This is a genomic window from Actinomadura roseirufa, from assembly GCF_900659635.1.
Classification (GTDB): Bacteria; Actinomycetota; Actinomycetes; order Streptosporangiales; family Streptosporangiaceae; genus Spirillospora; species Spirillospora roseirufa.
Genome location: NZ_CAACVB010000243.1, coordinates 1 through 11,117 on the forward strand (window position 1 = coordinate 1; position 11,117 = coordinate 11,117).

Annotated in this window: 14 protein-coding genes; 3 read left to right on the forward strand and 11 right to left on the reverse strand. The window is 73.1% G+C overall.

Annotated features, from left to right (window positions below; translation table 11 throughout):
• Together E1291_RS42495 and E1291_RS33255 are read left to right on the forward strand one after the other, a co-directional pair.
• Positions 1 to 658 (forward strand): MFS transporter (locus tag E1291_RS42495; RefSeq protein ID WP_165495404.1); only part of this gene is annotated, 658 nt, incomplete at its 5' end.
• Between the two features lie 134 nt (positions 659 to 792).
• Positions 793 to 1,074, forward strand: a complete 282-nt coding sequence (locus E1291_RS33255) for a hypothetical protein (RefSeq protein ID WP_131742043.1) — start codon at positions 793 to 795, stop codon at positions 1,072 to 1,074.
• A gap of 16 nt (positions 1,075 to 1,090) precedes the next feature.
• Here the strand turns inward: E1291_RS33255 and E1291_RS33260 are convergent, their stop codons facing one another.
• Complete coding sequence (locus E1291_RS33260; protein ID WP_165495405.1) at positions 1,091 to 2,062, reverse strand: asparaginase; 972 nt, start codon at positions 2,060 to 2,062, stop codon at positions 1,091 to 1,093.
• A 53-nt stretch (positions 2,063 to 2,115) separates the two neighbouring features.
• Positions 2,116 to 2,943, reverse strand: coding sequence for a beta-keto acid cleavage family enzyme (locus E1291_RS33265; protein ID WP_131742045.1), 828 nt, complete (start codon positions 2,941 to 2,943; stop codon positions 2,116 to 2,118).
• A gap of 20 nt (positions 2,944 to 2,963) precedes the next feature.
• Between E1291_RS33265 and dtd the strand changes: the two genes are divergently transcribed.
• Positions 2,964 to 3,389: a D-aminoacyl-tRNA deacylase gene (dtd, locus tag E1291_RS33270; protein WP_131742046.1), complete on the forward strand. Its 426-nt coding sequence runs from the start codon at positions 2,964 to 2,966 to the stop codon at positions 3,387 to 3,389.
• A 16-nt stretch (positions 3,390 to 3,405) separates the two neighbouring features.
• Here the strand turns inward: dtd and E1291_RS33275 are convergent, their stop codons facing one another.
• The 9 genes from E1291_RS33275 to E1291_RS33315 all read right to left on the reverse strand — a co-directional run bounded on the left by E1291_RS33275 (position 3,406) and on the right by E1291_RS33315 (position 11,055).
• The gene (locus E1291_RS33275) at positions 3,406 to 3,921 is read right to left on the reverse strand and encodes a hypothetical protein (RefSeq protein ID WP_131742047.1); all 516 of its coding nucleotides are present in this window, start codon (positions 3,919 to 3,921) and stop codon (positions 3,406 to 3,408) included.
• A 190-nt stretch (positions 3,922 to 4,111) separates the two neighbouring features.
• A complete protein-coding gene (gene ygfZ, locus E1291_RS33280) occupies positions 4,112 to 5,101 on the reverse strand; it encodes a CAF17-like 4Fe-4S cluster assembly/insertion protein YgfZ (protein ID WP_131742048.1) in 990 nt (329 codons plus the stop codon).
• Between the two features lie 9 nt (positions 5,102 to 5,110).
• Positions 5,111 to 5,527, reverse strand: a complete 417-nt coding sequence (locus tag E1291_RS33285; RefSeq protein ID WP_131742049.1) for a Fur family transcriptional regulator — start codon at positions 5,525 to 5,527, stop codon at positions 5,111 to 5,113.
• A gap of 306 nt (positions 5,528 to 5,833) precedes the next feature.
• Positions 5,834 to 6,319, reverse strand: coding sequence for a heme-binding beta-barrel domain-containing protein (locus E1291_RS33290; protein ID WP_131742050.1), 486 nt, complete (start codon positions 6,317 to 6,319; stop codon positions 5,834 to 5,836).
• 117 nt (positions 6,320 to 6,436) lie between these two features.
• Positions 6,437 to 7,441: a M24 family metallopeptidase gene (locus tag E1291_RS33295; RefSeq protein WP_131742051.1), complete on the reverse strand. Its 1,005-nt coding sequence runs from the start codon at positions 7,439 to 7,441 to the stop codon at positions 6,437 to 6,439.
• Positions 7,438 to 8,394: an oligopeptide/dipeptide ABC transporter ATP-binding protein gene (locus E1291_RS33300; RefSeq protein ID WP_131742052.1), complete on the reverse strand. Its 957-nt coding sequence runs from the start codon at positions 8,392 to 8,394 to the stop codon at positions 7,438 to 7,440. Before E1291_RS33300 ends, E1291_RS33295 begins: the two co-directional genes overlap by 4 nt.
• 32 nt (positions 8,395 to 8,426) lie before the next feature.
• Positions 8,427 to 9,203, reverse strand: coding sequence for an ABC transporter ATP-binding protein (locus E1291_RS33305; RefSeq protein WP_131742053.1), 777 nt, complete (start codon positions 9,201 to 9,203; stop codon positions 8,427 to 8,429).
• Complete coding sequence (locus E1291_RS33310) at positions 9,200 to 10,045, reverse strand: ABC transporter permease (RefSeq protein ID WP_131742054.1); 846 nt, start codon at positions 10,043 to 10,045, stop codon at positions 9,200 to 9,202. The genes E1291_RS33305 and E1291_RS33310 overlap by 4 nt, the downstream gene beginning before the upstream one ends.
• A complete protein-coding gene (locus tag E1291_RS33315; protein ID WP_131742055.1) occupies positions 10,042 to 11,055 on the reverse strand; it encodes an ABC transporter permease in 1,014 nt (337 codons plus the stop codon). The genes E1291_RS33310 and E1291_RS33315 overlap by 4 nt, the downstream gene beginning before the upstream one ends.
• Positions 11,056 to 11,117: the final 62 nt, after the last annotated feature.

Below are 11,117 nucleotides of genomic sequence, written 5' to 3' on the forward strand. Positions count from 1 at the left end.
CGCGCGGGCCGGGGGCGCGGCGCCGCCCGCCGGGGGCCCCGCCGCGCCGGTGTGGCGCTCCGGGCTGGCCTGGCAGGTCACGCTGTTCATGGGCCTCCAGTCGTCGCTGGCGTACGTGGTGCTCGGCTGGTTGCCGACGCTGTGCCAGGATCGCGGGATGGGCGAGGCGCCCGCCGGGTACGTGCTGGCGCTGTCGGCGGCGGTGCAGGCGCTCGGGTCGCTGGCCGTCCCGGTGATCGAACGGCGGCTCCGGGACCAGCGTCCCCTGGTCGCGCTGTCCTCGGTGTTCACCGCGGTGGGCTTCGCGGGGGTCACGTGGGCGCCGGTCGGCACGGTGTGGGGATGGACGGTCGTCCTAGGGTTCTCCCAGGGCCTCTCGTTCGCCACGGCGCTGTCGTTCATCGGACTGCGCGCCCGCGACGCGCGGATGGCGGCGCAGCTGTCGGCCATGGCGCAGGGCGTCGGCTACATCATCGCGGCGCTCGGCCCCCTCGCGATCGGCTGGCTGCGCGACGGCACCGGCGGCTGGACGGTCCCGACGGCCGGGGTGCTCGTGGTCTGCGCGGTCATGACCCTTCCCGGCCTCGCCGCGGGACGCGAACGCTTCGTCGGCGTCCCGGCCGCCGAGCCCGGCGACACCGCGCCGGCCCTGAACTGAAAGCGCCGGCCAAGTCGCCGCCCGGAAACGGCCAAATCCGGGTGTTCGCCCGGCGCATGGCGCCGGACCCGGGGGACGGGTCTACCATCGGCGCAATGCGACATCGGGGCTGAAACCTCCGGGAGGTGGACCGCATGATCGCGACGGTCATGACCGAGATGACGCCCGTGGCCAATTCGGCACCGCGGGGCGCCTACATCGGGTTGTGGATCATTCCGGTCCTGGCGACGGTGGCGCTGGTCAGCTGGCTGGCCCTCACCGTCGAGGCATCGTCCCGCCGGGTGCACCCCGACCGGCGGAACGACCAGGACAACCACCGGGGCGGTGAGCAGGGCGGCTACTACGTCTACACGCCGGGCATCTACTCCCACAGCTACGCCCCGGGCGAGACGAAGTACAACGACGACGTCCCTTAGCCGTCCCGCCGTGTGATCACTGGAAGGCTCCGGAGACGGCGCGGATGACGCCGACCGTCTCGTCCCCGCCGTGCAGGCCGACGGTGGCGAAGCGGTCGAGGGCCCGGACGTCGGCGCCCGGGGCGGCGTCGACGCCGAGGGCGCGCAGCAGCGCGACGGTGACCGGGGTCCGGGCCCGCATGGCGCCGTCGTCGATCTTGACGGCGCCGGCGCGGCCGTCGGCGTAGGCGAAGGCGTCGACGCCCTCGGCACCGCACTTGACCAGCAGCCCGGGGACGGCGTCCATGAGGCCGCGCTCCTCGCGGTCGGTGCCCGAGGTCCACTGCGGGTGGGCGCGCATGGCGTCGGCGACGCGCCGCTCGGGGGTGCCCGGGGCGGCGAGGACGAGCGCGCGGAACGCCCGGGCCACGCCGATCGTGGAGACCGCGAACAGCGGCGCGCCGCAGCCGTCGATCCCGGTCGCGACCGGCGCCTCGCCGGTGAGGTCCTCCACGGCCCGGCCGACGGCCAGTTGAAGGGGGTGGCCGGGGTCCAGGTAGGAGGCGGTGGGCCAGCCCGCGATGACGCAGGTGGCGAGCATCGCGGCGTGCTTGCCCGAGCAGTTCATCCGCGACCGTGAGGCGCCGCCGCCGGCGCGGACGAGCTCCCGGGCGACCTCGGGGTCGATCGGCCAATGGGCCGGGCAGCGCAGGTCGGCGGCACCGAGACCGGCGCCGGCGAGGATCTTCTCCGTGCCCTCGACGTGGTAGTCCTCGCCCGAGTGGCTGCCCGCGGCCAGCGCGAGCAGCTCCCCTTCGAGGTCGAGGCCCGACCGGAGCATGGCCACGGCCTGCATCGGCTTGTTGGCCGACCGGGGGAAGACCGGCTCCTCCGGCGCGCCGGCGCGGACCACGGCCGCGCCGTCGGCGCCGAGCCCGGCGGCGGCGCCGCGGTGCCGCGATTCCACGAACCCGGATCGCACGACCTCGACCAGCACCGGATTGACCATCACACGATCACCCTTCGCACTCACGACACGACAGAGTCGCCCCTGAAACACGGTCAGCGGGATTTGATACCGAGGAGCGCCCGCGCGTCCCCGGCGGGCATGGGCGGGCGTTGGGCCAGGGTGGCGGCGGTGGCGGCGCGCTCCACCAGCTCGACGTTCGCTCTCACGGGACGGCCCTTGGCGAACGTGACGGTGTCCTCCATGCCGACACGCAGATGCCCACCCGCCGACAGGGCCGCCAGAAGGACGGGAAGGGTCGTCCTTCCCACGCCGGTGGCCGACCAGGTGGCGCCTTCCGGCAGCGCCTCGACGGCGGCCACGAGCGTCCGGGCGTCTCCTGGCATGCCGCCAGGAACCCCCATCACGAGATCGCAGTGGACGTGCCCGCCATAGGGAAGTCCGTGCCTGTCCAGGAGGCGGTGCAGCGCGGCGATCTGCCCGAGGTCGAACAGCTCGAACTCTGGGACGACCTCCAGGGCCTTGGTGCGCTCGTACAGCTCCACCATGAACGACCACGGGTTCATGAAGACGTCGTCCCCGAAGTTGACCGTCCCGCAGGTGAGCGAGCACATGTCCGGCTCGGCGTCCAGGACGCGCAGCCTGTCCTCGTACGGGTCGGTGACCGCGCCTCCCGTGGACAACTGGACGATCAGTCCCGTGGTCTCCCGCAGCGCCCGCACCGTGTCCCGCAGCCGGGCCGGGTCGAGCGTGGGCCGCGCGTCGTCGTCGCGGATGTGCACGTGGACGACGGCCGCACCGGCCGCCTCGCACTCCTTGGCCGTCTGGACCAGTTCATCCAGGGTGACGGGAAGGGCAGGGACGTCCGCCTTTGCGGACTCCGCACCCGTGGGCGCCACCGTGATGAGCGTCGTTGCTCCCATAAGCGGCAGAATGCATGGTCATGCGGGCCGTAGTCCAGAGGGTGAGTCAGGCGAGCGTGTCGGTGGACGGACGCGTCGCGGGAGAGATCGAGGGTCCGGGCCTCATGGTCCTGGTGGGCGTGACCCACGACGACGACGCGGAGAAGGCCCGCAGGCTGGCGGCCAAGCTGTGGGGGCTGCGCGTCCTGGACGGCGAGAAGTCGTGCTCGGACCTGGACGCGCCGCTCCTCATCGTGAGCCAGTTCACTCTGTACGGGGACGCGCGCAAGGGCCGCCGCCCCACCTGGACGGCCGCGGCCCCGGGCCCGGTCGCCGAGCCGCTGGTCGACGCGGTGGTGGCGGAACTGCGGAAACTGGGCGCCACCGTGGAGACCGGGGTGTTCGGGGCCGACATGAAGGTCGCGCTCGTCAACGACGGCCCGATCACCGTGATCATCGACCTGTGACCCCGCGGACCGGGTGTCACAGCAGGCCGTAGACCATCCCCACCAGCGTGACGGCCGTCCCGGCGACGGCCACCAGGATGAGGCCGACGTCGGCCGGGGCGAGCCGGCCCCGGACCTCGGGGGACACGACCAGCACACCCGTGTCGCGTTTCGTGGCGCCGCCCGTCTCGGCCTGGGCGCGGCGGGCGGCGCGGGTCCGCAGCGGGTTGCGCAGGCCCACCAGGCTCCACAGGGAGTCGTTCTTGACCTGCTGGTGGCGCGGCCCGCAGGCGAACAGCCGTCCCCTGGCGCGTTCCCTGCACGAGTACCCCTGCCGCGTCATGATGCGGCACAGCGTCGGGACGAACATGAACTGGTAAAGACACCAGCCCAGCAGCCCGAGCAGCCCGACGCGCCACGAGCCGAGCGTCCACGCCGCGACGCCGACGGCGGCGAAGAGGGCCCACCAGACCAGCGCCGACTCCCGGCGCCTCCTGCGCCGCGTCCCCCGCCTGGTGCCCGTCGCCTCCGGTTTCCCCACGTTCACGACCATGAAGGAATCCACCTTCCCCGTACGGTGGCCGGACGAAAATCGCCCTTCTCCGACCACTTTCCCGCACGGTCAGGCTTTTACCCCTGCTTTACCGCTCTCCTGCTGGTTCGATCCCTCTCCAGCGGGTTCGGGCCCTCAAGCACGGGCCCTCAAGCACGTGACTTCAAGCACGTGACTTCAAGCACGGGCCTCAAGCACGGGGCGCGGAGCGGCGGCGCAGGTCGATCTGCGCGTTCGCGCCCGTCTCCGGCGACACCACGACCTCCTGCGCGGCGGCGATGCCGCCCGCCAGCAGCTCGGCGTCCACGGGCACGTTCCGCTTGACGAGCGCCAGCGCGATCGGGCCCAGCTCGTGGTGGCGCGCGGCGGAGCCGACGGCGCCGACCGTCCGCCCGCCGGGGATCTCGACAGGGTCGCCGGAGGCGGGAAGCCGGTCGACGCTGCCGTCCAGGTGCAGGAAGACGAGCCGGCGCGGCGGGCGGCCCAGGTTGTGGACGCGGGCGACGGTCTCCTGGCCCCGGTAGCAGCCCTTGTTCAGGTGGACGGCGGTGTCGACGAGGCCGACCTCGTGCGGAATCGTCCGGTGGTCGGTGTCGAGACCGAACCGGGGACGGTGCGCGGCGATCCGCAGCGCCTCGTAGGCCCAGAGCCCGGCCGGGCGCAGCCCCTCGGGGAACCCGTCCGAGCGGCGCGCGACGCGGGTGACGGTACCGGACACGTCGGGCCAGGCGAGGCGGCCGTCGCCGTCCCCCGCCGGTCCGGTGATCACGGCGTACTCGCCGGTCGCGTCGGCGACCTCGACGCGGAGCATGAACCGCATCCGGTCGAGGAACTCCACCAGCGCCGGGGCCGTGCCGGGCTCCACGTGCGCCCAGGTGACCTCGCCGTCGTCGATCAGATGGAGGTGGTGCTCAAGGTGCCCGTTCGGGCTGAGCAGCAGCGCCTCGGTCGGCGCGAAGGGCGGCAGGCCGACCAGGCTCTGGCTGAGCAGGCTGTGCAGCCAGCTCAGCCGGTCCGGCCCGGAGACCCGGACCACGCCGCGGTTGCTCCGGTCGACGAACGCCGTGCCCGCTTCCAGCGCGCGTTGCTCCTGCGACGGCTCTCCGTAGTGCGCGGCGATCTCCTGGTCGGGCGCGTCGGCTGGGACGGCTCCGGGCGACTGCAACAGCGGGCTCTCCATGAGCCCAGGTTATGCGTCCCGGCAGTCCTTGCACCGCCCGTACACCGTGAGGTGATGCACGTCGGTCGTGAAGCCGAAGTCGCGCTCCAGGAGCCCGGCCAGCCCGGCGGCGGCACCCGGGTCGACGTCCTCGACCGTGTGGCAGCCGCGGCAGACGAGGTGGATGTGCTCCGCGTCGGCCGCCAGGTGGTAGTTGGGCGGCCCGTGCCCGAGATGGGCGTGCTTGACCAGTCCGAGCTCTTCCAGCAGCTCCAGCGTCCGGTAGACGGTGGAGATGTTGACGCCGCGGGCCGTGCGCTGCACCTCGGTGCAGATCTCCTCGGGGGTGCCGTGCTCCAGGTTGGTGACGGCCTCGAGTACCAGCTGACGCTGAGGGGTGACCCGGTAGCCCTTGGACCGGAGCTCCTCCTGCCACGACTCGACCATGCTCCGAGTGTATGCCCGGCGAGATCGCCGGAAACTCGCTTGCCCCGGCCCGTAGGTCTCACATACGTTGCGGGTACGCGCGAAAGGAGGTGGTCCAAACAATGGTTGATTGTAGGACTCGCGAGGTGGCTGTCCGCTAGTCGCCGTTCCGCCTCGGGCCCCGCGGGAGCGGGGATCTTCCATGGTCGCGACGGTGACCGGCGAAACCCAGGCAGTTACCCGGTCCCCGGACCGATGGACCCGTCCTGTCCATCGCCCGCCCATGCGGGAAGGTCCGGGGATCGTTCATTTTCCGGGGGTGCCCGCTCAGCCGACCCGCTTGAGCTGCGCCGACAGGTGCGACTGGAGCGGCTGCCCGACCGCGGCCATGTCGTAGGCCCAGCCGAGGTCCTCGCCGATCAGCCCGTACAGCCGGGTGCCGCCGGTGACCTCCTTGGCCGACTCCGTCCGCGCGACCACGTCGGTCTGGAGGTCCACCCTGTTGAACGCGACGTTCCCGACGTAGATCTCGATGATCCCGGTCGGGTGCGCCAGCGTGACCTCGACGCCGTGGTCCGGACGCGGCCGCCAGTAGCCCGTCTCCGTGGCCAGCGGACGCCCGAGCGTCCCGTCCTTCTCGATCATCCAGGTGCGGCTGGCGTAGATCAGGAAGGGCTTGCCGATGTGGGTGAAGGACATCTCCTGCCCGAAGTTGAAGTCCTCGATGGTGGGGTAGCCACCGACGCCGGCGCCCTCCCACGTGCCCAGCAGGAACTTCAACGGCTCTAGGTCGGGGTGCAGCTCATGCTCCATGGGCACCGAGCGTATCGGCCGTCCGCCCCGTCCCGGACGGCCGCGGCGGGCCCGCGCGGCGCCCGTCCCCGCGCGGCCCGTCCGGCGGCCCGTGCGGCGGCCCGTCCGGCGGCACGGTCAGTGGTCGGTGACGGTCAGCAGGCGGGGACGCTGGTTGAGGCGGCGCGAGCCGATGTCGGTGCAGACGACGACGTCCTCGATCCGCGCGCCGTACAGGCCCGGCAGGTAGAGGGCCGGCTGCACGGACACGGTCATGCCGGGCTCGATGACGGTGTGGTCGTCCGGCGACAGGTACGGCGGCTCGAACTGGTCGAGGCCGACGCCGTGGCCCGTCCGGTGGGCGAGGAACGCCGCGTACCCGCTGGCCGAGACGATCTCGCGGCACACCTGGTCGAGGCCGGCGGCGGTGACGCCGGGCCGCACCGCCTCGCAGGCGGCGCTGTGCGCGGCGAGGACGACGGAGTACAGCGCCTCGAAGTCCTCGGGCGGCTCGGAGACGACGAACATCCGGGTGAGGTCGGAGCAGTAGCCCTCGTGTCGCCCCCCGATGTTGACCAGGACCGCGTCCCCGGGGTTGATGACCCGGTCGGACGGCCGGTGGTAGGGGGCGGCGGAGTTCTCCCCCGCCGCGACGGTGACGAGCGTGACCTCCTCGTGCCCGTTCTCCAGCAGCAGGATGTGCAGCCGCCGCGCCATCTCCCGCTCGGTGGCGCCGGACCAGCGCAGGTCCGCCGCCATCGCCATCACCCGGTCGGCCGCGGTCGCCGCGCGCTCCATCGCCGCGATCTCGGCGGCGGACTTGCGCATCCGCAGCGGCGCCAGGAGGGGGTCGGCCGAGGCGAACAGGGTCTGCGGGCCGAGCCGCTCCTGGATGGCGAGCAGCTCGTGCGCGGGCATCAGCGGGTCGACGGCGACCCGGGCGCCCACCGGGATGCGCGCGGCGGCCTCCGCCGCGGCACCGGAGGCGATGTGCTCGGGCGGCCCGTCCGGCGTGATGACGAGGAGGCCCCGCTCGTCGGAGCCGGTGAGGTAGCGCAGGTTCGACGAGGGGCGCAGGACGAGGACGTCGGCCCCGTGCTCGGTCAGGCGGGCCCGTACCCGCGCCAGGCGGTCGTCGTTCACTCGGCCACCGTGTCCGCCGCCGTGCCAGCGGTGTCCGCCGTGTCCGCCGCCGTGTCGTAGAGCCAGCAGGCCACCCCGCCGATCTGCGCGGGCTCCCGCGTCGAGCAGATGTCCATGGCGTGGGGACAGCGCGGGTGGAACCGGCAGCCGGACGGCGGCGCCGCCGGGTCCGGCACGTCGCCGGGCAGCTCGGCGGGCAGCGTGCCCGCGCCGTCCGGGACGGGGACGGCGCCGAGCAGCGCCCGCGTGTAGGGGTGCTTCGGGTCGGCCCAGATCTCGTCGGTGCGGCCCGTCTCGACGATCTTGCCGAGGTACATGACCGCGATCCGGTCCGCGATCATCCGGACGACCGACAGGTCGTGGCTGATGAACAGCAGCCCGGCGCCCGACTCCACGGTCAGCGTCCGCATCAGCCCGGCGACCTGCGCCTGGGCGGAGGCGTCCAGCGCCGAGATCGGCTCGTCGCCGATCAGCAGCGCCGGCCGGGCGGCCAGCGCGCGGGCGATGGCGATGCGCTGGCGCTGCCCGCCGGAGAACTCGTGCGGGTAGCGGTCGGCCATGGCGGGCGGCAGGCCGACGCGCTCCAGCAGCTCGCCGGGCGTCGGGCCGCCCTCGGCCAGGCCGTCGGCGATCTGCCGGCCGATCCGGCGGCGCGGGTTCAGCGACGCGAAGGGGTCCTGGAAGACCATCTGGATCCGGGTCAGCGCGGGGTCGCGGCGGCGCAGCCCCAGCGGGGTCACCGGGCGGCCCTCGAAGCCGATCGAGCCCCCCGACGGCCGGACGATCCCGCAGATCGCGCGGGCCAGCGTCGACTTCCCGCAGCCCGACTCGCCGACGAGGCCGACGACCTCGCCGGGCGCGACGGTGAGGTCGACGCCCGCCACCGCCCGCACCGGCGGACGGTCCGGGCTGCGGTGGTCGACCACGAGGTCGTCGACGGTCAGCAGCGGCATGTCGGGCTCCGTTCGGACGGTGGCCGGCGGCGTCATGAGGTCCCTCGCTCGGGCAGCGCGTCCAGCAGCATGCGGGTGTAGTCGTCGGCGGGCTCGCGCATGACCTGGGCGCGGTCGCCGGTCTCCACGAGCACCCCGGCCCGCATCACGCTGATCGTGTCTGCGACCGCGGACATGACGCCGAGGTCGTGGGTGACCAGCAGCACCGCGAGCCCGAGTTCGTCGCACAGGCCGCGCAGCAGCCGCAGGATCCCGGCCTGGACGGTCACGTCGAGCGCGGTGGTCGGCTCGTCGGCGATGAGGACCTGGGGATCGCAGGCCAGCGCGATCGCGATCGCGACGCGCTGGCGCATGCCGCCGGAGAATTGGTGGGGGTAGCGCTTGAGGGCGCCCTCGGCGTCCGGGATCCGGACCTTGGCCAGCAGTTCCACCGCCCGCTCGCGCGCCTGCGCCTTGTCCAGCTTCAGATGGTGGCGCATGTGGTCGGTGAGCTGCCGGCCGATGGCGATCATGGGGTGCAGGCTCGTCGAGGGGTCCTGGAAGACCATGCTGACGGCCTTGCCGCGCAGCGCGTTCATCTCCCGGGGCGGCAGCGCCAGCAGGTCGGAGCCGTCGAACAGGATCCGCCCGCCGGTCCGCGCGCCGTGCGGCAGCAGCCCGAGGACGCTCAGCCCGGTCATGGTCTTGCCGGAGCCGCTCTCGCCCGCCAGGCCGTGGATCCGGCCGGGCTCCAGCGCGAGGTCGACACCCCGGATGATCTCCCGTCCGGCCAGCTCGACGGTCAGCCTCTCGATGGTCAGCGCGGTCACAGCGCCCGCTCCTTGATCGCTCGGGCGGTGCGCGGGTCGAGCGCGTCGCGCATCGTGTCGCCGAGGAAGTTGAACGCCAGCACCACCGTGAGGATGGCGAGGCCGGGGAAGACGCCGACCCACCACTTGTCGAACACGTGGGTCGCCGAGGCGACCATCGCGCCCCACTCGGCGGTCGGCGGCTTGGCGCCGAGGCCGAGGAACGACAGCCCCGACAGCAGCAGCAGCTGCGTGCCGATGTCGAGGGTGGCCAGCACGAGGATCGGGCCGGTCACGTTCGGCAGCACGTCGACGCGCAGCGACCGCCACGACGACATGCCGAGCAGCCGCCCGCTCAGCACGAACTCCCGGGACCGGATCCCGATCACCAGCCCGCGCGCCACCCGGGCGTAGGCGGGCCAGGACACCACGAGCACGGCCAGCACCGCGTTGCGCAGGCTCGCGCCGAGCGAGGCGGCCACGGCCATCGCGAGGATGACGGTCGGGAACGCGAACACGAGGTCGGCGACCCGCATGATCGTCTCGTCGAGCCAGCGCCCGAAGTACCCGGCGCTCGCCCCGAGCAGCCCGCCGATGAGGACGGACAGCGTCACCAGCAGCAGCGTCAGCGGGATCGACAGCCGCGCGCCGTACAGGACCCGGCTCAGCACGTCCCGGCCGAGGTCGTCGGTCCCGAACCAGTGCGAGCCCGACGGCGCCTGGAGCCGCGGGAACGCCTGGCTCAGCGGGTCGTAGGGCGCCAGCAGCGGCGCGGCCACCACGACGACCAGCCAGCCGGCCGTGACGACCAGGCCGATGACGGCGAGCGGCTTGCGCCACGCCTCCGGCAGCCTGCGGATCACGCGTGCCTCACTCTCGGGTCGATGACGCCGTACAGCACGTCCACCACCAGGTTCACCACGACGTAGATCGCGCCCACCACCAGGCCGACGCCCATCACCGCGGGCAGGTCGAGGTTCGTCGCGCTCTTGTAGGCGTACTCGCCGACGCCCGGCCAGGCGTAGATCGCCTCGACCAGCACGGTGCCCGACAGCAGGCTGCCGAACGACAGCCCCGCCACCGTGATCACCGGGACGAGCGCCGAGCGCAGCGTGTACCGGAACAGGACGGCGCGTCCAGGCAGGCCCTTGGCCCGCGCGGCCCGCACGTAGTCCTGGCCGAGGACCTCCAGCACCGCCGACCGGGTGAACCGGGTGAGCAGGCCGATCGTGTAGAAGGCCAGCACCAGCGCGGGCAGCCAGAGGTGGCCGACGGCGCTGGCGAAGACGTCCCACTGGCCGGCGAGCGCCGCGTCCACGGTGTACAGGCCGGTGACGTGCGGCGGGGGCGTCATCGCCGGGGCGAGCCGGCCCGAGCCCGGCGCGATCTTGAACTTGTAGAAGAAGAGGTAGAAGGCCAGCAGCGCCAGCCAGAACGTCGGGACGGACACGCCGCCGAGGCTGGTGATCCGCAGCAGCTGGTCGGCGAAGCGGTCCCGGCGCAGCGCCGCGATCACGCCGAACGCCACGCCCACCACCAGCGACAGCAACAGCGCCGCCCCGGCCAGCTCGAACGTGGCCGGCACGAACTCGCGCAGGTCGTCGGCGACCGCGCGGTGGCTCTGCTGCGACTCGCCGAGGTCCCCCTGGACGAGGTTGCCCATGTAGGTGGCGTACTGCTCGGGCAGCGACCGGTCCAGGCCGTGGTCCTCCCGGAACTGCTGGACGATCGCCGGGTCGCCGAGCGCCTGCTGGCCGAGGTTCGCGGCGGCCGGGTCGCCGGGGACCAGGTTGGTCAGGACGAAGGTGATCAGGGTGACGCCGACGGCGAGCAGGACGGAGACCGCCAGCCGCCGGGCCAGGAAGCGCGTCAGCGGATGCCGGGACCCTGTTCATCAGCGAGGCCACCGTCAAGAGCCACCTCACCCACATCTAC